20 protein-coding genes are annotated in these 20,575 nt (G+C 68.3%); 7 read left to right on the forward strand and 13 right to left on the reverse strand.

From position 1 onward, the window contains the following. Positions 1–3: 3 nt before the first annotated feature. Genes AC2YHA_RS09805 through AC2YHA_RS09825 form a run of 5 tightly spaced genes read right to left on the reverse strand, consistent with a single transcriptional unit; the run spans position 4 to position 4,803 of the window. Positions 4–687 carry a ferritin-like domain-containing protein gene (locus tag AC2YHA_RS09805; RefSeq protein WP_487401338.1) on the reverse strand — a complete coding sequence of 228 codons (684 nt, stop codon included), beginning with the start codon at positions 685–687 and terminating at the stop codon, positions 4–6. A gap of 45 nt (positions 688–732) precedes the next feature. Beyond that, complete coding sequence (locus AC2YHA_RS09810) at positions 733–2,373, reverse strand: SulP family inorganic anion transporter (RefSeq protein ID WP_487401339.1); 1,641 nt, start codon at positions 2,371–2,373, stop codon at positions 733–735. Further along, positions 2,373–3,029: a CoA transferase subunit B gene (locus AC2YHA_RS09815; protein WP_487401340.1), complete on the reverse strand. Its 657-nt coding sequence runs from the start codon at positions 3,027–3,029 to the stop codon at positions 2,373–2,375. The genes AC2YHA_RS09810 and AC2YHA_RS09815 overlap by 1 nt, the downstream gene beginning before the upstream one ends. Further along, positions 3,029–4,099 carry an HAD family acid phosphatase gene (locus AC2YHA_RS09820; protein WP_487401341.1) on the reverse strand — a complete coding sequence of 357 codons (1,071 nt, stop codon included), beginning with the start codon at positions 4,097–4,099 and terminating at the stop codon, positions 3,029–3,031. Before AC2YHA_RS09820 ends, AC2YHA_RS09815 begins: the two co-directional genes overlap by 1 nt. Continuing rightward, positions 4,096–4,803 carry a CoA transferase subunit A gene (locus tag AC2YHA_RS09825; RefSeq protein ID WP_233785576.1) on the reverse strand — a complete coding sequence of 236 codons (708 nt, stop codon included), beginning with the start codon at positions 4,801–4,803 and terminating at the stop codon, positions 4,096–4,098. Before AC2YHA_RS09825 ends, AC2YHA_RS09820 begins: the two co-directional genes overlap by 4 nt. Before the next feature lie 122 nt (positions 4,804–4,925). Between AC2YHA_RS09825 and AC2YHA_RS09830 the strand changes: the two genes are divergently transcribed. Then, complete coding sequence (locus AC2YHA_RS09830) at positions 4,926–6,584, forward strand: thiamine pyrophosphate-binding protein (protein ID WP_487401342.1); 1,659 nt, start codon at positions 4,926–4,928, stop codon at positions 6,582–6,584. A 110-nt stretch (positions 6,585–6,694) separates the two neighbouring features. Here AC2YHA_RS09830 and alr read toward each other — a convergent pair whose 3' ends face one another. The 3 genes from alr to AC2YHA_RS09845 all read right to left on the reverse strand — a co-directional run bounded on the left by alr (position 6,695) and on the right by AC2YHA_RS09845 (position 9,970). Beyond that, positions 6,695–7,726: an alanine racemase gene (alr, locus tag AC2YHA_RS09835; RefSeq protein ID WP_487401343.1), complete on the reverse strand. Its 1,032-nt coding sequence runs from the start codon at positions 7,724–7,726 to the stop codon at positions 6,695–6,697. Positions 7,727–7,758: 32 nt separating this feature from the next. Continuing rightward, positions 7,759–9,360 (reverse strand): MFS transporter, encoded by a 1,602-nt coding sequence (locus AC2YHA_RS09840; RefSeq protein WP_487401344.1) that lies wholly within the window; start codon positions 9,358–9,360, stop codon positions 7,759–7,761. A gap of 217 nt (positions 9,361–9,577) precedes the next feature. Beyond that, positions 9,578–9,970: a winged helix-turn-helix transcriptional regulator gene (locus tag AC2YHA_RS09845; RefSeq protein ID WP_487401345.1), complete on the reverse strand. Its 393-nt coding sequence runs from the start codon at positions 9,968–9,970 to the stop codon at positions 9,578–9,580. 103 nt (positions 9,971–10,073) lie between these two features. On the opposite strand from AC2YHA_RS09845, the gene AC2YHA_RS09850 reads away from it, so the two are divergent. Both AC2YHA_RS09850 and AC2YHA_RS09855 read left to right on the forward strand, forming a co-directional pair. Continuing rightward, positions 10,074–10,946, forward strand: a complete 873-nt coding sequence (locus AC2YHA_RS09850; protein WP_487401346.1) for an SDR family oxidoreductase — start codon at positions 10,074–10,076, stop codon at positions 10,944–10,946. 357 nt (positions 10,947–11,303) lie between these two features. Beyond that, entirely contained in the window at positions 11,304–11,870 is a 567-nt protein-coding gene (locus tag AC2YHA_RS09855; RefSeq protein WP_487401347.1) for a hypothetical protein, read from the forward strand. A 110-nt stretch (positions 11,871–11,980) separates the two neighbouring features. Here the strand turns inward: AC2YHA_RS09855 and metH are convergent, their stop codons facing one another. The 4 genes from metH to AC2YHA_RS09875 all read right to left on the reverse strand — a co-directional run bounded on the left by metH (position 11,981) and on the right by AC2YHA_RS09875 (position 17,799). After that, on the reverse strand, positions 11,981–14,635 hold the full coding sequence (gene metH / locus AC2YHA_RS09860) for a methionine synthase (protein WP_487401348.1): 2,655 nt from the start codon (positions 14,633–14,635) through the stop codon (positions 11,981–11,983). 86 nt (positions 14,636–14,721) lie between these two features. Next, positions 14,722–15,768 (reverse strand): homocysteine S-methyltransferase family protein, encoded by a 1,047-nt coding sequence (locus tag AC2YHA_RS09865; protein WP_487401349.1) that lies wholly within the window; start codon positions 15,766–15,768, stop codon positions 14,722–14,724. A gap of 151 nt (positions 15,769–15,919) precedes the next feature. Continuing rightward, positions 15,920–16,849, reverse strand: coding sequence for a methylenetetrahydrofolate reductase (metF, locus tag AC2YHA_RS09870; RefSeq protein WP_487401350.1), 930 nt, complete (start codon positions 16,847–16,849; stop codon positions 15,920–15,922). Beyond that, a complete protein-coding gene (locus AC2YHA_RS09875; protein ID WP_487401351.1) occupies positions 16,846–17,799 on the reverse strand; it encodes an ArsR/SmtB family transcription factor in 954 nt (317 codons plus the stop codon). The genes metF and AC2YHA_RS09875 overlap by 4 nt, the downstream gene beginning before the upstream one ends. A gap of 127 nt (positions 17,800–17,926) precedes the next feature. Here AC2YHA_RS09875 and AC2YHA_RS09880 point away from each other — a divergent pair, with 127 nt between their 5' ends. From AC2YHA_RS09880 to AC2YHA_RS09890, 3 genes are read left to right on the forward strand one after another with little or no spacing between them, the layout of a single operon-like run. Beyond that, a complete protein-coding gene (locus AC2YHA_RS09880) occupies positions 17,927–18,208 on the forward strand; it encodes a hypothetical protein (RefSeq protein ID WP_487401352.1) in 282 nt (93 codons plus the stop codon). Positions 18,209–18,216: 8 nt separating this feature from the next. Further along, entirely contained in the window at positions 18,217–18,387 is a 171-nt protein-coding gene (locus AC2YHA_RS09885; RefSeq protein ID WP_487401353.1) for a hypothetical protein, read from the forward strand. After that, positions 18,387–19,331 carry an aldo/keto reductase gene (locus AC2YHA_RS09890; RefSeq protein ID WP_487401354.1) on the forward strand — a complete coding sequence of 315 codons (945 nt, stop codon included), beginning with the start codon at positions 18,387–18,389 and terminating at the stop codon, positions 19,329–19,331. Before AC2YHA_RS09885 ends, AC2YHA_RS09890 begins: the two co-directional genes overlap by 1 nt. A 46-nt stretch (positions 19,332–19,377) precedes the next feature. Here AC2YHA_RS09890 and AC2YHA_RS09895 read toward each other — a convergent pair whose 3' ends face one another. Beyond that, positions 19,378–19,782: a GFA family protein gene (locus AC2YHA_RS09895; protein WP_487401355.1), complete on the reverse strand. Its 405-nt coding sequence runs from the start codon at positions 19,780–19,782 to the stop codon at positions 19,378–19,380. Between the two features lie 98 nt (positions 19,783–19,880). On the opposite strand from AC2YHA_RS09895, the gene AC2YHA_RS09900 reads away from it, so the two are divergent. Beyond that, entirely contained in the window at positions 19,881–20,573 is a 693-nt protein-coding gene (locus AC2YHA_RS09900) for a helix-turn-helix transcriptional regulator (protein WP_487401356.1), read from the forward strand. The last annotated feature ends 2 nt before the right edge of the window (positions 20,574–20,575 follow it).

Below are 20,575 nucleotides of genomic sequence, written 5' to 3' on the forward strand. Positions count from 1 at the left end.
GATCTATGCGATGGCGGGGATCGGCGAAGCAAGCCTCTCGGCGGATTCCCGCGCGTCCGCCCATTCCGTCCGGCGCTTAAGCCGCGGGTTGAGGAACAGCACCGGCAGCTTGATGAGCAGCAGCTCGGAATGGATGAAGCTGTCGATCGCACGCTCCCACCAGCGCGGATCGCGCTTGCCGTGCGCTTTGAGCCAGCTTTCGTACGGCGCCCAATGGCTCGGCTCGTCCTTTTCAATCACCCGAAAGATGCGGACGAGCGCCCGGTCCTTCGTCACGATCGGGTGCCTGAGCAGGATCTCGACCTGCTTGAAGCCGCGCTGCTCGGTGAGCGAGATCACCCGGCAGAGCTTCTCGAACTGATGGTCGTCGGCGATGATCGCCTGGGTGTCGAGCTCGTCGATCGTGCGGCGGAACATGATCTCGACGAAGCGGTCGATATGGCCGCAGGTGCGGTCGACCATCAGCGGCATCCTGCCCTGGAGCTCGAACCATCGCTTGAACATCACATAATGTTTGCGCTCGTCGGCGCGATGCTTCTCGATCGCGGCGATCAGGACATGGTCGTCGGGAGCGCGGGCGCGAACGGCTTCGAGCACGCGATCGATGCTCGTGTACCCGCGGTGCTCGTTGTAGATGTAGATCGAGCCCAGCAGGTCGAGATAGCGGCGGCGGAACCAGCCGAACATGGGGAGAACGCTACGCCTCGGCGGACCTAGCGTCAACGTGGCAGGTCACCCGACGTCGTGCGATGCCCGGGCGAGCTGCTTGAGTGCGCCTTCATAAGTCAGTGCGCGGTGCGCACCGGCGTAGCGCGGCTCCATGCGCATGAGGAAATCGAGCGGCTTGCGCTGGAGGCCGCACAGCCAGACTTCGACATTCGACCAGGCGGCCTGACGTACAAAGGTCTCCAACGCCGCCGCACCGGTCGCGTCGATGTAGGGGACCTGCTCCATGCGCAGGATCACGGCGCGCGGGCTGCGGCCGATCCGGCGCAGCGCCTCCAGCATCTCGCTCGCTACGCCGAAGAAGATCGGACCGGTGAAGCGGAACACCTCGACGCCTTCGGGAAGATTGGCGCGCTGATCGGGATCCTCGTCGGGATCGACAGATACCAGCCCGGCATGTTCGCTCATCCGGCGCATGAACAGCAGCGCCGCCAGCGTCACGCCGACGCCGATCGCGACGGTCAGATCGACCAGCACGGTCAAGGCGAAGGTGAGCAGCAGCAACGCCCGCTCGCCGGGGTCGCTGCGCAGGAGCGCGACGAAGCGCTCCGATTCGCTCATCCCCCAGGCGACCATCAGCAGGATCGCCGCCAGCGCCGCCATCGGCACATAGCCGATCAGCACGCTCGCCAGCAGCAGGAAGAGGAGCAGGAACAGCGCGTGGAACATGCCCGCCATTGGCGTCAGCGCGCCTGCGCGGATGTTGGTCGCTGTACGCGCGATCGCGCCGGTGGCGGGCAATCCGCCGAACAGGCTCGAGGCGATGTTGGCGACGCCCATGCCGACCAGCTCCTGGTTCGGACGGTGGCGATAGCCGGTCATGCCGTCAGCCACGGCGGCGGAGAGCAGAGCCTCGATGCCGGCGAGGAAGGCGATGGTGAAGGCGCTCGGCAGCACGTCGCGCACCGCCTGGAGCGACATCTCGGGCAGGTGCGGCCAAGGCAGGCCGGCCGGCATCCGACCGAACCGACTGCCCACCGTCTCGACCGGCAGGCCGAATGCCCAGACTATGAAGCCGCTCGCGACGATCGCGGCAAGATAGGCCGGCACGCGCGGTGCGAAGCGCCGGAGAAGGAGAATGAGTTCCAGCGTACCCGCACCGATCCCCAGCGCCGCCCAATTCACCGTGTCGAGCGCACGGATATAGGCGATCCACTTCTCGACGAACTCGGCCGGCACCGCACCCGCCCTCAGGCCCAGGACATCGCCGACCTGGCTGGAGGCGATGATCACCGCGATGCCGGCGGTGAAGCCGGTGATCACCGGCATCGGCACGAAGCGCATCAGCCGCCCGACCCCGGCATAGCCTGCACCGATCAGGACGAGGCCGGCGATCAGCGTCGCCAGCACCAGCCCAGACAGGCCGTGCGCGGCGATGACACCGGCGACGATCACGACGAAGGCGCCGGTCGGCCCGCCGATCTGCACCCTGGAGCCGCCCAGCGCCGAGATCAGGAAGCCGGCGACGATCGCGGTGACGAGCCCCTCGCGCGGTGATGCGCCGCTGGCGATGCCGAGCGCCATCGCGAGCGGCAACGCGACGATCGCGACGGTCAGGCCCGCGAGCACATCGGCGCGCAGCCGCGCCGGGCCATAGCCTTCGCGGAAGGTGGTGAAGACCTTCGGCGTGAAGGCCTCCGCCGCCATCAGGCGTTCACGGCCGCCGACAGAGGTTCATACTGTGCGGTCGTCTTCGCCGCGACCTCCTCCTCGGTCACGCCCGGCGCCATCTCGATCAGACGGAACGGCGACTGGTGATCGGCCCGCTGGAACACGGCGAGGTCGGTGATGATCATGTCGACCACGTTCCTGCCGGTCAGCGGCAGCGTGCATTCGGGGATGAACTTGGGGTCGCCGTTCTTGGAGACATGCTCCATCACCACGATGATCTTCTTGACGCCCGCGACCAGGTCCATCGCGCCGCCCATGCCCTTGATCATCTTGCCGGGGATCATCCAGTTGGCGATATCGCCGCCTTGCGACACCTCCATCGCGCCGAGCACGGTCAGGTCGATATGCCCGCCGCGGATCATCGCGAAGCTGTCCGCCGAGCTGAAATAGACCGACTGCGGCAGTTCGCTGATCGTCTGCTTGCCGGCGTTGATGAGATCGGGGTCGACCTCGTCCGGATAGGGGAACGGACCGATGCCGAGCATCCCGTTCTCCGACTGGAGCGTCACCTCGACGCCGTCGGGGATGTGGTTCGCGACCAGCGTCGGGATGCCGATGCCGAGATTGACGTAGAAGCCGTCGCGAAGCTCCTTCGCGGCACGGGCGGCCATTTCGTCGCGGGTCCAGGGCATCACTTCACTCCTTCGGCCGGATCGCTCCAGCGCTTGTCGGCGGGAAAAACATCGTCGAAGCCGCCCTTGAGGCCGGTGCCGTAGACCGGGTTGGGCAGCAGGAACCAGCCGTTGCCCCACAGCTCCGCGACCGGCGATGTGGCGGCGAAGGCGCGGCGGGCGGCGGGAGTCATACGCGGATCATTGAACAGGTCGCTGAAGTCGCCGAGCTGGTCGCCGACCATCGCGACCACGCAATAGCCGCTGGCGATCGCCCAGCGGCGGTCGTCCTTGCCCGAACCACCGCCGTCGTCGCCCTTCAGCCACAAGGTCTCACCGTGCTTGGCGGGGCCGAGCCCGGCATGATCGAGCGCCGCTTCGGTCGCAGTCGCGTTGGCGTTGCTGCGGTTGGAATTGAAGATCACGGTGATGCCGGCCTTGCGAGCGGCGTCGAGCGCCGCCTTAGCGCCGGGAACCGCAACGACTTTGTCGGCGCCGCTCGCCTCCCAGCGCCCCCAGCGGGCATCGTCATAGCCGCCACCGCGCCGAGCCGCGTCGGCCTCATAACCGAGGTTGAGCACCGCAGTCTCGTCGATGTCGAGGACGACGGCGAGTGGCTTGGCCCCGCACGGCTCGAACAGCGGCGCGTTGAGCGAGGAACCGTCGCTCAACACGACCTGACGCAGCGTCTCCCTGCGGCGATAGACGACGTTCTTGGTGAGATAATCGGCCAGCGCACGATAGGCCTGCATGCTGAGCCCGGCGCTTTCCCCCGAGCCGTAGAGATACTGCATCGTCTCGGGCACCGCTCCACCCGCCGCTGCGGCGGCAGCCGCGGCCGGCGGCGTACCGGTCGGCGGCGTACCGGTCGGCGGGGGCAGCGCAGTCATACCCTTGATGACCGTCACGCGTCCTTCAGGCGTGTCGACACTTTGTGCCGGCGCGGCCGCCTGAACCTCGACGCGCCGCTCGCGCTTCTTGTCCATCTGCGACTTGACGATCATCGAGCCGGCGACCGCCGGGATCGCGGCGGCCGCGACGCAGCCGCCCGCCAGCGGCGACAGCATCAAGGCCGCGACCGCGCGGATCACGCCGCTTCGCGCTCCCGGGTGGTCACGAACTCGATCTTCTTGTCATAGGGGCTGCCCACGATCAGCCGCTTCACATAGATGCCGGGCAGATGGATGCCGTCCGGATCGAGGGCGCCGACCGGCACCACCTCCTCCACCTCGGCGACACAGATCTTTCCCGCCGTCGCCATCGGCTGGTTGAAGTTGCGTGCGGTCTTGCGGAAGACCAGGTTGCCGGCCTCGTCCGCCTTCCAGCCCTTGATGATCGACAGGTCGGCGCGGATGCCGCGCTCCAGGATATAGTCCTCGCCGTCGAAGACCTTCACTTCCTTGCCCTCGGCGACCTGCGTGCCGACGCCGGTCTTGGTGTAGAAACCCGGGATGCCCGCCCCGCCCGCGCGGCAGCGCTCGGCGAGCGTGCCCTGGGGGCAGAACTCGACCTCGAGCTCACCGGCAAGATACTGGCGCTCGAACTCCTTGTTCTCGCCGACATAGGACGAGATCATCTTCTTCACCTGGCGCGAGCGGAGCAGCTTGCCGAGCCCCTCGTTGTCGATGCCGGCATTGTTGGAGGCGATGGTGAGGTCCTTGACCCCCGACGCCTGGATCGCGTCTATCAGCCGCTCCGGGATGCCGCACAGGCCGAAGCCGCCCGCGCAGATCGTCATGCCGTCGAACAGCAGCCCCTCGAGAGCAGCGGCGGCGTCGGGATAGAGCTTCTTCATAGGCCCGAGTCTCTCCTTCGCCGCGGCGATAGGCGGCGGCCGCGGGGCTGGTCAAGCGAACCTGAACCGACTTTCAACTTCCACCCCCTCCCATTTTCCGTCGACGCGGTTACACCCACGCCATGACGACGCAACACATCGCGCAGCGCACCGGCGGCCGCATCCTGGTCGACAACCTCGTGGCGCAGGGCTGCGACCGCATCTTCCACGTACCGGGCGAGAGCTTCCTCGCGGTGCTCGACGCGCTCCACGACACGCCCCAGATCGACGTGGTGACCTGCCGTCAGGAGGGCGGCGTGACCTTCATGGCAGGCGCGGACGGCGCGATGACGGGGCGGCCCGGCGTCGCCTTCGTGACGCGGGGCCCCGGCGCAACCAACGCCTCGATCGGCGTGCATGTCGCTTGCCAAGATTCGGTGCCGATGATCCTGTTCGTCGGCGACATCGACCGCGGCACGCGCGACCGCGAGGCGTTCCAGGAGATCGACCTGCCCGCGATGTTCGCGCCGCTGGCGAAATGGGCGAGCCGGATCGAGGACCCGAAGCGCATCCCCGAATATGTCGCGCGCGCCTATGCGACCGCGATGAACGGGCGGCCGGGGCCGGTGGTGCTGGCGATCCCCGAGGATATGCTGGTCGAGACCGCCGAAGCCGTGGACCGGCCGCGCGTGGAGAGGATCGCGCAGGGTTGCGACCCCGACTCGATCGACCGGCTCGCCGACCTGCTCGCCACCGCCGAGCATCCGATCGCGATCGTGGGCGGCGCGGACTGGAGCAACGTCGCCGGGCAGGATTTCGCCGCCTGGGCCGACCGCACCGGCATCCCCGTCGCCGCTGCCTTTCGCCGGCAGGACGCGATCCCCAACGACTGCCCGGTCTATGCCGGCAACCTCGGCTACGGCCCCAATCCGAAGCTGGTCGAGCGGATCAAGGCGGCCGACCTGCTGCTCGTCGTCGGCGCGCGGCTCGGCGAAGCGACCACCGACGGCTACACGCTGATCACGCCGGAGCATCCGGGCCAGCGGCTGGTCCACGTCCATCCCGACCCGGACGAGCTCGGCCGCACCTATCGCGCCGACCTCGCGATCTGCGCCGGCATGGCCGAGTTCGCCGAGGCGCTCGCTGCGCTCGACGGACCGCCCCGCCCTACGGGTGCGGACGCCAATGCGGAATGGCGGGCCTGGTCGACGCCGCACCCGCGCGATGGCGTCGCACTCGACCTCGGGCAGTGCGTGGCAGCGGCGCGAGAGCTGCTGCCGGCCGATACGATCATCTGCAACGGCGCGGGCAATTTCTCGAGCTGGTGGCACCGCTACTGGCCTTATGCCGCCAAGCCCTCCCAGCTTGCCCCGACGGCCGGCGCGATGGGCTATGGCGTGCCGGCAGCGGTGGCGGCGGCGTTGCGGTTCCCGGAGCGGCAGGTGGTCGCGGTGGCAGGCGACGGCGACTTCCTGATGAATGGCCAGGAGCTGGCGACCGCAGTCCAGCATGGCGCCGACCTGATCGTCATCCTCGTCGACAACGGCGCCTATGGCACGATCCGCATGCACCAGGAGCGCGAGTATCCGGCGAGGGTGAGCGGCACCGGACTCCGCAATCCGGACTTCGCCGCGCTGGCGCGCGCCTATGGCGGATGGGCGGAGACGGTGGAGCGGACGGAGGAATTCGCGCCGGCGCTGGAGCGGGCCAGGGCACGACGCGGCGTCCGGCTGCTCCATCTCAGGACCGATGTCGAAGTGATCACACCTGCGACAACGATCTCCGCGATCAGGGTCCGCTGATCGCGCGACGGCGGGTCGGTTCACTAGGGTCTGAACTCAATTGGAACGAGGATCGAGGTCGCCCATGGGCGACCGCGCAGCGGCGGCCGAATTTCAATTGAGTTCAGACCCTAGCGCATCACCCGCTCGAAGCGCTTCCCCAGGCCCGTCAGCAGCTCATACTGCGACATGCCCGAGGCCTCTGCCGCCGCCGGCAGGGCATAATCGATCGTCACCCAATCCCCCTCGGCGAGCTCCGGCGCTGCGTCGACGTCGAGCGCCGCCAAATCCATCGACACGCGTCCCAGCACCGGCAGCCGCTTCCCGCCCGCCTGCGCGATGCCGCGACCGGAGAAGCCGCGCCAATAGCCATCGGCATAGCCAAGATTGATCACCGCCACCTCGGTCTCCTCCGGCGCGGTCCAAGTGGCATTGTAGCCGACCGTGCCGCCCGCCGGCACGCGGCGGCGCTGGAGGATCTGTGCCTCGGGAAAAACGACCTGCCGCACCCCGCTCAGCTCCGCCCGCGGCACGCCGCCGTAGAGCGCCAGCCCCGGCCGGGTCAGGTCGAACGCATAGTCGGCGCCAAGCGCGATCCCCGCCGAGTTGGCGAGGCTCAGCCGGCGCGCATTGGTCCGCCCCTTGAGCCCGGCCAGCGCGGACTGCTGGCGCGCATTCATCGGCGAGTCCTCGTCGGCGCAGGCGAGGTGGCTCATCAGCACGTCGATGGCGAGGCCATCGAGCAGCCCGCCCGTCACCTCCTCCACCGATAGGCCGAGCCGGTTCATGCCGGTGTCGACCATCACGTCGCACATGCCCCCGCCGCCCTCGCGCCAGCGCTTCACCTGCTCGGCAGTGCTGAGCACCGGGCGCGTGTTCGGCAGGCCGGCAAGCTCCATGTCCTCCGCGCGCACGCCGTGGAGCACCGCGATCGATACCTCCTGCCCCGCGAGCGCCAGCGCCTCCGCCCAGGTCGCGACGAAGAAATCCCGGCACCCTGCCTCCGCCAGCCGTTGGACGACCTCGCCCGCGCCCAGGCCATAGGCATCGGCCTTCACCGCCGCGCCGCACGCCGCGCTGCCGCTCATCCGGGCGAGCAGCCGCCAGTTGTGGACCAGGGCGGAACCGTCGAGGATCAGGCGATGCGGGGCGGACGGAGTCATGCAGACCGGTTAGCCGCCCCGTTGCGGGGACGCTACTCCTTGATCAGGTCGCGTTCGCGCAGAAATACGATCACCACCACGAGCGACATCGCCACCACGCCCCAAGTATACCACAACCCCGCGAAAGGATCCCCCGTCCGCGCAACGATATACTGGCTGATCAGCGGCAGGAACCCGCCGAAATAGCCGGTGCCGATATGATAGGGGATCGACATCGAGCTGTAGCGGATGCGCGGCGGGAACAGCTCCGTCAGCAGCGCCGCGACCGGTCCGTAGGTCGCCCCGGACAAGGCCGCCAACAGGAAGATCGCGACGAGGATGCGCACGATGTTGCCGGGCGACGGCACCACCTTGTCGAGCTGATAGCCCGCTCCCGCGAGCGCGGCGTCGATCGCGGCCGGGCTGTTGTCGCCGCCCACCGGCACGCCGCCGATCGTCACCGCCACCGCCGGCGCCTCGGCGGTGGTGTAGGCGATGCCCTTCTTCGACAGATAGTCGAGCAGCTGGCCGCATTCATCCCTCTGCTTCGCCGCGAAGGGAGCGTAATGGCATTGCGGCCCCGCCACGATCACCGGTGCCTCGCGCGCGGCATGGGCGAGATGGGGATTGGCGGCGGCGCCCATGTACCAGAAGATCGGGAACAGCAGCACCAGCGTCGCGATATAGCCGATCACGATCGGCTGCCGCCGCCCGACCCGGTCCGACAGCCGCCCGGCGAGGAGGAACCAGACCAACCCCATCACCGCGCCCGCGCCGGTGATGAGCTGCGCGGTGGTCTCCTCGACCCGCATCGTCGTCTGGAGGAAGGACAGCGTGGTGAACAGGGCGGTGTACCAGATCACCGTCAGCCCCGCCGCGATGCCGAACAGCGCGACGAACAGCCGCCGGCCGTTGCCGGGATAGGTGAAGCTCTCGACGAAGGGATTGCGCGCAGTCTCGCCCGCTTCCTTGATCGCCTGGAACACCGGGCTCTCCGAGAGCTTGAGGCGCATGTAGAGCGACACCGCCAGCAGCACGATCGAGAACAGGAACGGCACGCGCCAACCCCACGCCTGCCATACCGCGTCGGTCATCGTCAGCTTGGCGGTCAGCACCACGATCAGGCTCAAGATGAAGCCGCCGCTGACGCTCGCCTGGATGAAGCTGGTGAAGAAGCCGCGGCGGCGGGGCGGCGAATGCTCGGCGACATAGATCGCCGCCCCGCCATATTCGCCGCCGAGCGCGAGCCCCTGCGCGACGCGGAGCAGCAGCACGATCACTGGCGCCGCCATGCCGATCGCCGCGGCGGAGGGGACCAAGCCGACGCCGGCGGTGGCGATGCCCATCAGCGTGATGGTGATGAGGAAAGTGTATTTGCGCCCGAGCCTGTCGCCAAGGTAGCCGAACAGCACCGCTCCCAGCGGCCGGAAGCCGAAGCCGACCGCGAAACCCGCCCAGGCGAGCAGGGTCTGCACCATCTCGCTGCCGGCGGGGAAGAAGGTGCGCCCGATGATCCCGGACGCGGCGAGCGTGCCGTAGATGAAGAAATCATACCATTCGAACACGGTGCCCAGCGACGAGGCCGAGATGACCAGCCGCATGTCCTTCGCGCTCGGTTCGCTTGTCGGCGCAGTCTCAGCGGTGGTCGCCATCATCCCCTCCGTTGCTCGGCGGAACCAAGCAAAGCCGATCCCATTAGGGAAGTGAATTCTTTGTCTTCGAGCTCCTCCCCGGCACGGGGAGGGGGACCGCTCGCGAAGCGAGTGGTGGAGGGGGCCCGCCTAGACGGATTCCGGCGTTGAGGGCCCCCTCCACCAAGCCGCTGCGCGTCTTGGTCCCCCTCCCCGTGCCGGGGAGGAGCTTGAGTCCCATCTACGCCGCCATCCGCTCCCGCGCCGCCAGCACGGCGCCGAAATTGGCTTCCGCCCATTCGACCAGCCCGAGCAGCGGCGCGGCGAAGCTCTTCCCGAGCGGGGTCAGCGAATAGGTGACGCTGGGCGGCACGGTCGGCCGGACGTCGCGGTGGACGAGCCCGTCGGTCTCGAGCGTGCGCAGCGTCTGGGTCAGCATCCGCTTCGAGATGTCGGGCACGGCGCGGGCGAGCGCGCTGAACCGCTTCGGCCCGCCTGCCAACGCGCCGAGCAACAGCATCGACCAGCGGTCCCCGATCCGGTCGAGCAGGCTGCGCACCGGGCACCGTGTCTCGTCGAACCCCATCGTCAGCCATTGCTCGAACTTCACACCCAGCGTCTCGTGCGCGTCCATCGGGTATCTCCGGCGTAACCAGGTGACGGGAAAGTGCCGTCTTCCGGATCGATTTATAGTCTCTATTTGAGACCATGGTCAATCATCGAGACCGGAGATCCCAATGACCGTACAGCCTCGTTTCTTCGTCACCGCCGCCAGCGGCCAGCTCGGCCAGCTCGTCGTCGCCGCGCTCGCCAGGCGCGCAGGACCTGCCGCCGTCGCGGCGATCGTCCGCGATCCCGCTCGCGCCGCTTCGCTCTTTCCCGAGGGCGTGACGATCCGCCAGGGCGACTATGAGCGGCCGGATACGCTCGACACGGCCTTCGCCGGCGCCGAGCGGCTGCTGCTGATCTCGTCGAATGCTGTCGGCCAGCGCGTCCCGCAGCACCGCAACGCGATCGATGCGGCGAAGCGCGCTGGCGTCGCGCGGATCGCCTATACCAGCGTGTTGCGCGCCGACACGTCGAGGCTCGCCCTCGCCGAGGAGCACCTCCAGACCGAAGCGCTGATCAAGGCGAGCGGCCTTCCCTACACCCTGCTGCGCAACGGCTGGTACACGGAGAACTACACCGCCACGATCCCCGCAGCGCTCGCGCACGGCGCGGTGATCGGCAGTGCCGGGGACGGCCGCATCTCCGGCGCCACGCGGGCGGACTATGCCGAAGCCGCGGCGGCGGCGCTGCTCGACGAACACGCGCCGTCCGAGGCCGTCCATGAACTCGCCGGCGACGAATCCTTCACAATGGCCGAGTACGCCGCCGAGCTGTCGCGCCAGACCGGGCGCGAGATTCCCTATATCGACATGCCGGAAGCGGAGTATCGCGCGGCGCTCGTCACCGCCGGCCTGCCCGAGCCCTATGCCGCGCTGATCGCGGACTCGAGCACCGCCACCGCCGACGGCGCGGTGTTCGACGACGGACGCGCGCTTTCACGCCTGATCGGCCGGCCGACGACGCCGTTCGCTGCGACGATTGCGGAGGCGCTCAAGGGATAGGATCAGGCGACGCTCAAATCCTCCCCCGCCAGGGGGAGGTGGCGTGCGAAGCACGACGGAGGGGGAGGAAGCATACCGGTTCGCCGTCCTCCCCCTCCGTCAGCCTTGAGCTGACACCTCCCCCTGGCGGGGAGGATTGAAAGGGACGCGCGTTTCCCGAAACGCCACGATTGACCGGTGCAAACCCTCCCGCCATAGCCCGGCATCACGCCAGGGGTGGAGAAGACGCGCATGGGGGCGATATCGGCGGTCTTCTATTTCCTCAGCCATCATCCCTTCCTAGCGTTGCCTATTTATCCGTTGGCCGCCTTCTCGATCGGGGCGTTGCTGGCTCGGGTGACGCGACGATCGGGATGGATGGTCCTGGGAATCCCGGGATTCATCATGGGCGTGCTCAGCCCGTTCTTCGGCTCGGCGGTGAACGCGCTGTTCCTCAACGCCGTCGGAACGCCGGGCACGGCGGTGATCGTCCATTCGGAGGAAACCAGCTCGACCCTGAACGACAACAACATCTGGTATTATGAGGCGGTCGTGCGAACGGCGGACGGGCGCGACGTCGAAACCAGCTTCGACACCATGACGGCGGCGCTCTATCCGTGGCGCAACGAGATCCTGATCCCGCCGGAGGGCGAGCGCTTCGCCGTCAAATATGTCCCGGGCTTCCCTCGCAACATCGCGATCATGGTCGATCAATCGCCCTATGGCCGCAGGCGCCTGGTCGCGCGGGACAGGGAACCTGTCGAGACCGCGTCGGCGAAACTGGATGCGGCACCGGACAATGCCAGGTTTCGCGAAGACCTGCGGCACGCGCTCGCCGACTTCGTCGCGCGGCACGCCGAGGATGCCGATCCTGCGCTGCTGGCGAGCTATCGTGCGCGGCTGGCCGCCTTGGAAACGGTGCCGGCACACGGTCAACCGGACTGACGCACGTCCCGAGCGGGCGGAATCGTGCTCCTGCGAAGGCAGGAGCCCAGGATCACCGGGTATCGCCTGCAGCCCGAGCTCCTGCCTTCGCAGGAGCACCGGCATTGCTTCTAATCCAAATTCGGCCGCAGCCAGCGGGTCGCCTGCTCGACGCTCACGCCGCGCCGGCCGGCATAATCCTCGAGCTGGTCCGGGCCGATCCGCGCAACGCCGAAATATTCCGCCTGCGGGTGTCCGAAGTAGAAGCCGCTGACCGCCGCAGTCGGCAGCATCGCGAAGCTCTCCGTAAGACTGATACCGGTCGCATGGTGCGCGTCGAGCATGTTGAACAGCAGCGGCTTGAGGCTGTGCTCGGGACAGGCGGGATAGCCCGGCGCCGGGCGGATGCCGCGGTACTGCTCGCGGATCAGCGCCTCGTTGTCGAGCTGCTCGCCCTCGGCATAGCCCCAGAGCGTGGTGCGGACATGCTGGTGCAGCCGCTCGGCAAACGCCTCGGCGAAGCGATCGGCGAGCGCCTTCAACAGGATGTCCGAATAGTCGTCGATCGCCGCCTTGAAACGGGCGAGGTGCGGCTCGATGCCGTGGATCGAGACGGCGAAGCCGCCGATCCAGTCGCCGTCGCGGTCGATGAAATCGGCGAGGCACATGTTCGCCCGTCCCTCGCGCTTGGCGATCTGCTGGCGCAGGAACGGCAGGCGGACGAGGTCGTCGCTGTCGGTGAGCCCGAGCAGGTCGAGCGAGGCGAGTTCGGCGGGGCTCCACACGCCCTCGGGATCGACGAACACGTCGTCGTCATGGCGCACGCAGGGCCATAGCCCGACCACGCCGCGCGCGGTCAGCCATTTCTCGGCGATGATGCGGTCGAGCATCTTCTGCGCGTCGGCGAACAGGCTGCGCGCGCTCTCGCCGACCAGCTTGTCGTCGAGGATCGCGGGATAGACCCCGGCCAGCTCCCAGGCACGGAAGAACGGCGTCCAGTCGATGCACTCGCGCAGGTCGGCGAGGTCCCAGTCCGGGAAGACATGGATGCCGGGCTGCTTCGGCTTGCCGGGCTTGAGCGCCATGTCGGCGGGGAAGGCGTTGCCACGCGCCTTCTCGATCGGCAGCAGCTCGCTCTGCCCCTTGCCCTCGCGCGCGGCGCGGACGGCGGCATAGTCGGCGGCGACCTTGGCGACATAGTCGTCGCGCTGGGTGTCGCTGACCAGCGTCGTGGCGACGCCGACCGCGCGGCTGGCGTCGAGCACATGCACCACCGGCCCCTCATAGGCCGGCGCGATGCGGAGCGCGGTGTGGACCTTCGACGTGGTCGCGCCGCCGATCAGCAACGGCATGTGCATCTCGGCGCGCTGCATTTCCTCGGCGACCGTCACCATCTCGTCGAGCGAGGGAGTGATGAGGCCGCTGAGGCCGATCATGTCGGCGTCGTTCTCGTTGGCGGCCTCCAGGATCCGCGACCAGGGCACCATCACGCCGAGGTCGACCACCTCGAAGCCGTTGCACTGGAGCACCACGCCGACGATGTTCTTGCCGATGTCGTGGACGTCGCCCTTGACGGTAGCCATGACGACCTTGCCCTTGCCCTTGGCGCCTTCCTCCTTCGCGGCCTCGATGAAGGGGAGCAGGTGGGCGACCGCCTTCTTCATCACGCGCGCCGACTTCACCACCTGCGGCAGGAACATCTTGCCGGAGCCGAACAGGTCGCCGACCACGTTCATGCCGTCCATCAGCGGGCCTTCGATCACCTCGATCGGCCGCGCGAACGCCAGGCGTGCCTCCTCGGTGTCGTCGACGATGTGCGCGTCGATGCCTTTGACCAGCGCGTGCTCGAGCCGCTTGGCGACGTCCCAGCCGCGCCATTCCTCGGCAGCCTTCTCGGCCGCGGCATCGGTGCCACGGAACCTCTCGGCGAGCGCGACCAGCCGCTCGCCGGCCTCGGGATCGCGGTTGAGGATCACGTCCTCGCAGGCGGTGCGCAGCTCCGGATCGATCGTGTCGTAGACGTCGAGCTGCCCCGCGTTGACGATCGCCATGTCCATGCCGGCGGGGATGGCGTGGTAGAGGAACACCGAGTGCATCGCGCGGCGCACCGGCTCGTTGCCGCGGAAGCTGAACGAGAGGTTCGAGAGGCCGCCGGAGATGTGGACGTGCGGACAGCGTTTCTTGATCTCGCGCGTCGCCTCGATGAAGTCGACGGCGTAGTTGTTGTGCTCCTCGATCCCCGTCGCGACGGCGAAGACGTTGGGGTCGAAGATGATGTCTTCGGGCGGGAAGCCGATGCCGGTCAGCAGCTTGTAGGCGCGCTCGCAGATCTCGACCTTGCGGGCCTGGGTATCCGCCTGCCCGACCTCGTCGAACGCCATCACGACGACGGCGGCGCCATAGGCCATGCATTTGCGGGCATGGTCGAGGAACGGCGCCTCCCCCTCCTTCATGCTGATCGAGTTGACGATCGGCTTGCCGGAGACGCACTTGAGCCCGGCCTCGATCACCTCCCATTTCGAGCTGTCGATCATCACCGGCACGCGCGCGATGTCGGGCTCGGCGGCGATCAGCTTGAGGAAGGTCGTCATCGCCTCGACGGCGTCGAGCAGGCCCTCGTCCATGTTGACGTCGATCACCTGCGCGCCGTTCTCGACCTGCTGGCGCGCGACGTCGACCGCCTTGGCATAGTCGCCGGCCATGATCAGCTTCTTGAACGCGGCGGAGCCGGTGACGTTGGTCCGCTCGCCGACGTTGACGAAATTGGTGGAGGATGGGGTGGTCATTATTCTTTCTTCTTGTGCCCCGGCGAAGGCCGGGGCCCAGTTGCGAGCAGCCGGAGACTGAGCCCCGGCCTTCGCCGGGGCACGGATCACGCCGCCATCGTGAATGGTTCCAGGCCGGCGAGCCGGGTCCGCACCTCCGGCGTCGGGATCGCGCGCGGCGGCAATGCCTTCACCGCTTCCGCGATCGCCTTGATGTGCGCCGGGGTCGAGCCGCAACAGCCGCCGAGGATGTTGACCTGACCCTGGTCCGCCCATTCCTTGACCAGCGCCGCCGTCGTCTCGGGCAGCTCGTCATAGGCGCCGAGCTCGTTGGGCAGGCCTGCGTTGGGATAGACCATGATCAGCGTGTCGGCGATGCCGGCCAGTGTCTTCACATGCGGGCGGAGCTGCTCCGCGCCGAACGAGCAGTTGAGGCCGATCGTCAGCGGCTTCGCGTGCCGCACCGCGTGCCAGAACGCCTCGACCGTGTGACCGGAGAGGTTGCGCCCACTGAGGTCGGTCAGCGTCATCGACAGCATGATCGGCAGGTCCCGGCCCAGCGCCTCGCCCGCCTCGATCGCGGCCATGATCCCGGCCTTGGCATTCAATGTGTCGAACACCGTCTCGATCAGGATGAAGTCCGCCCCGCCCTCGACCAAGGCGTCGATCTGCTCGCGATAGACCTCCTTCAGGTAATCGAAGTCGATCTCGCGATAGCCGGGGTCGTTGACGTCGGGCGACAGCGACAGCGTCTTGTTGGTCGGTCCGATTGCGCCCGCGACGAAGCGAGGACGGCCATCCTTCGCCTCGAACTCGTCGGCGATCCGACGGGCGAGCTTCGCGCTCTCCACGTTGATCTCGCGCACGAGGTGCTCGGCGCCGTAATCGGCCTGGCTGATGCGGTTGGCCGAGAAGGTGTTGGTCTCGGCGATGTCGGCGCCGGCCTCGAAATAGGCGCGGTGGATCGCCTCCGGCACCTCGGGCTTGGTCAGCGCGAGGATGTCGTTGTTGCCCTTCTGATCATGGCTGAGGCCCAGCGTGCCTGCATAGTCGGCCTCCGCCAGCTTCCAGCCCTGGATCTCGGTCCCGAACGCGCCGTCGGTGATCAGGATGCGCTTCGTCGCCTCGGTGAGCAGTTTTTCGCGTGAGGTCATCGTCCTTCTCCCATTCCTCCCCGTTTACGGGGAGGGGGACCGCCGCCGAAGGCGGTGGTGGAGGGGGCTCTCCAATCGCGATGTCGCTGGCGGAGAGCCCCCTCCACCAGCCTACGGCTGGTCCCCCTCCCCGTAAACGGGGAGGAACGATTCACGCCGCCGCCTCCCGCGCCTTGCCCTGCGGCCTGAGCCCCAGCAGGTGGCAGATCGCGTAGCTGAGCTCCGCGCGGTTGAGCGTGTAGAAATGGAAGTTGCGTACCCCGCCCGCATAGAGCCGGCGGCACAGCTCCGCCGCCACCGTCGCCGCAACGAGCTGGCGCGCGCCGGGATGGTCGTCGAGCCCTTCGAACAGCCGCGCCAGCCACGAGGGCACCGCCGTCCCGCACATCCCCGACATCCGCTGAATGCTGGCGAAGTTGGTGACCGGCATGATCCCCGGCACGATCTCCGCGTCGATTCCCGCCGCCGCGACGGCGTCGCGGTAGCGCAGGAATGTCTCCGCCTCGAAGAAGAATTGCGTGATCGCCCGCGTTGCGCCGGCGTCGAGCTTGCGCTTGAGGTTGTCGAGGTCGGCCGCGGGATCGGGCGAGTCCGGATGGCATTCGGGATAGGCCGCGACCGAGATCTCGAACGGGTGCAGCTTCCTGAGGCCCGCGACCAGCGCCGCGGCATTCTCGTATCCGCCCGTCGGCGAGACGAACTTGGCCCCGGCCACCGGCGGATCGCCGCGCAAAGCGACGATGTGCCGCACGCCCGCCGCCCAATATTCCTCCGCGACCGCATCGATCTGCTCGCGCGTCGCCTCGACGCAGGTGAGGTGCGCCGCCGCCGCCAGCGACGTCTCGCGCTCGATCCGCGCCACCGTCGCGTGGGTGCGCTCGCGGGTCGATCCGCCCGCGCCATAGGTCACCGAGACGAAGCGGGGGCCGAGCGGCTCGAGCGTCTTGATCGACTCCCACAGCGTCTCCTCCATCTTCTCCGTCTTGGGCGGGAAGAATTCGAACGACACGCCGATATCGCCGGCAAGGTCGGCATAGAGCGGCCCTGCCGTCGCGCGGCGCGCCTCTTCGTCTCCGCTCATGCCGCCTTCACCTCCTTCGTGTCCGTACCTGTCTTGCGTGCCAGCCAGAGCTTCACCGTCAGCTCGCCGCCCTCCAGCGTCTCGACCTGCACCGGCGCCAGCCCGGCGCCCTCGAACCAGCCGAGCATCTGCTCGTCCGAAAAGCCGAGCCGGGTGTGGCCCTCGCGGCTGCGCAGCTCTTCGCGGTCGTGCGGCGCGAAATCGGCGATCAGCAGCCGGCCGCCCGGCGCGAGTACCCGCGCCGCCTCGCCGATCGCCGCGCCTGGCTGCTGCGCGAAATGGAGAACGTGGTGGATGATCGCGAGGTCCGCCGCATCGTCCACCATCGGCAGCGCGTAGAGGTCGGCCTGGCGCAGCTCGGTATTGGCGGCGCCGGCGAGCTTGGCGCGCGCCAGCCGCAGCATTTCCGACGATCGATCGATGCCGAGCGCCGTCTCCGCCCGGGGCGCGAACAGCTCGAGCATCCGCCCGGTGCCGGTGCCGATGTCGATCAGCCGGCCGAGCGGCGCGTCCCCGACCACGCGGGCCATCGCCGCCTCGACCTCGCTGTCGGCGACATGGAGCGACCGGATCGCGTCCCATTCACCGGCATGCGCCTCGAACCACTCGGCCGCCGCCGCGGCGCGATCGGCGCGCACCGCCGCCAGCCGCGCGCTGTCCGCCACCGCCCAATGGTCGGGCGCCTCCCTGTTCCATTCGTCGAGCGCCGTCAGCACCGGCCCGACCCGATCCGCGCGGCCGAGCGCGACGAACACCCAGCTTCCTTCCTTGCGCCGTTCGGCGAGGCCGGCGTCACACAGGATCTTGACATGGCGGCTGACGCGCGGCTGGCTCTGGCCCAGCACCTGCGCCAGCTCGCCGACCGACAGTTCCATCGTGCGCAGCAGCGCCAGGATGCGCAGCCGCGTCCCGTCCGCCAGCGCGCGGAAGATGTCGAGGACGATGGTCATAGCTATATAGATATAAAGATATCTTTATATGAGGTCAACGCAGCCGTTGCGGCATCGAATTGCGGCGGGTTGCGGCACCAATCGGGCTCGGTTAGCGTTCACGTCCCAATCCACGGGGGAGAAAGACATGACCAAGCGACTGATCCTGCCGCTCGCCATCGCCGCGACCGCTCTCGGCCTCGCCGCCTGCTCGGACAACAGCCAGACCGCGGTCGGCAACGCCGCCGATGCGGTGGCCGCCGACGCCAATGCCACGATGAGCGAGGCCGTCAACGACGTCGATGCCGCCGCCGACCAGGCGTTCGGCGCGGCCGAGAACGCGACCGATCATGCCGCCAACATGGCCGACCATGCTGCCGATACGGCCGGCAACGCGCTCCACGCCGCCGGCAACGAGATCGCGCACTGATCCGGCCATTGATCGCGGTCGCTCCGCTGCTGCTGCTTGTGGGCTGCGGCAGCGGAGACGACCAGAGGGCTCCCGGCCAGCTCACCGCCGACCAGGAGCAGGAGCTCAACGAGGCCGCCGCCGCGCTCGATGCCAATCAGGCGGCCGCCGCCAACGTCGCGCCGGAGGACCTGAACTGATGCAGCCGCGCCGCCTGGGAGCCACCGACCTCGACATCGCGCCGCTGGTGCTGGGCGGCAACGTGTTCGGCTGGACCGCGGACGAGAAGGCGAGCTTCGCCGTGCTCGACGCCTTCGTCGACGCGGGCGGCACGATGATCGACACCGCCGACGTCTACTCGGCCTGGGTGCCGGGGCATCGCGGCGGCGAATCCGAAAGCATGATCGGCGCCTGGCTCAAGGCGTCGGGCAAGCGCGGCAAGGTCCAGATCGCGACCAAGGTCGGGATGCTCCCGGGCGAGGGCGGCGAGAAGCTCGCCCCCGCGCGCATTGCCGCCGCCTGCGACGCTTCGCTCGAGCGGCTGGGGGTCGAGCGCATCGACCTCTATTATGCGCACCAGGACGACGAGAGCGTGCCGCAGGAGGACGTACTGGAGGCGTTCGGCAAGCTCGCCGACGCCGGCAAGATCCATGTGCTCGGCGCGTCCAACTTCCACGCGGCCCGCCTCAAGTCGGCGAACGAGACGGCGGCGGCGAAGGACCTGCCGCGCTACCGCGTGCTCCAGCCCGAATACAATCTCGTCAGCCGCCATCGCTTCGAGGGCGAGCTCCAGGATTATTGCGTCGAGCACAATATCGGCGTGCTGCCCTATTACGGGCTCGCGTCAGGCTTCCTCACCGGCAAGTACCGCAGCGAGGCCGACCTCGGCAAAAGCCCGCGCGGCGGCCGCATGTCCGGGCTTCTCAAGGAAAAGGCCGGCGTGCTGGCGGCAATGGATCAGGTCGCGGAAGAGACCGGCGCCACCCTCGCCCAGATCGCGCTCGCCTGGCTGATGGCGCAGCCCGGCGTCACCGCCCCGATCGCCAGCGCGACCAGCGTCGATCAGCTCCGCGAGCTGGTGGGCGCGTGGGACGTGACGCTCACCACCGACCAGCTCGACCGGCTGACCGCTGCGGGGACGTGATTCCGACACTCAGATCCTCCCCGGCACGGGGAGGAATTGACGATCATCACAGGTGCGCCGTCACCTCGGGCCTGTTCCACCAGGCGTTGTCGCGTCCGTTGAAGAAATTCACCGGCACCGCGGCGAGTTCCTCGTCGCTCGCATTGTCGATGCAGTTGATGCTGATCGAGACGAAATCGCCGCCGATCTCCTCGACATAGCCGTCGCCGAACGGTGCCGCGCCGCAGGTGCTGCAGAAATAATGGTGCCCCTGCTTGTTGCCGAACTGATAGTCGGTGAGCGCATCCGCACCGGCCAGCAGCCGGAACTGCTCGGGCTTGATGTTCACGCCCCATTTGCGCCGCTTCATGCAGATCGAGCAGTTGCACTTGCCCGTCCCCGCCGCCAGGTCGATGTCCGCCTCGAAGCGGACGGCGCCGCAGTGGCAGCTGCCGTGATAGGTCTTGAGCATCGTCATCTCCCTTGATTGCCGAGGCTTGATTGCTGGTGTCACCTACTGCCATGCTGCTGCCACCATGCTGTCAGCATAGTGACATTACGACCGAGCTCATGCGACGCGCCGACCGCCTGTTCCAGATCGTCCAGATCCTTCGCCGCTCGCACCGTCCGGTGACGGCGGAAGCCATTGCTGAAGAACTCGAGACCTCTAAGCGCTCGGTCTATCGCGACGTCGCCGCGCTGATCGGCCAGCGCGTGCCGATCCGCGGCGAGGCGGGGATCGGCTATGTGCTCGATGCCGGCTTCGACCTGCCGCCGCTGATGCTGACGCCCGACGAGGCGGAGGCCGCAGTGCTCGGCGCGCAATGGGTGGCGGGTCATGCCGATCCCGCGCTCGCCCGCGCCGCGCGCGACCTGCTCGCCAAGGTCGCGGCGGTCGTTCCGCCGGAGATGCGCACGCTGATCGACGACCCCGCCGCCCGTACCACGCCCGGATGGCGGATCACGCCCGAGACGATCGACGTGACCGCATTGCGTGCGGCGATCCATGCGGGGCGCAAGGTCCGCCTCGACTATCGCGACGAGAAGGGCGCGGCGACCGAGCGCACCGTCTGGCCCGCGCTGATCGGCTATCTCGACGCCGCGCGCATCCTCGTCGCCTGGTGCGAGCTGAGGCAGGATTTCCGCAGCTTCCGCCTCGATCGCATGGTGGCCTGCGAGACGCTTGGGGAGCGTTATCCCGCCCGGCCTGCGGCGCTGCGCGCCCGCTGGCTCGCGCTGATGGACCAGCCGCCGGGCGCGTAGCC

This window comes from Sphingomonas sp. SRI_018 (assembly GCF_057586275.1).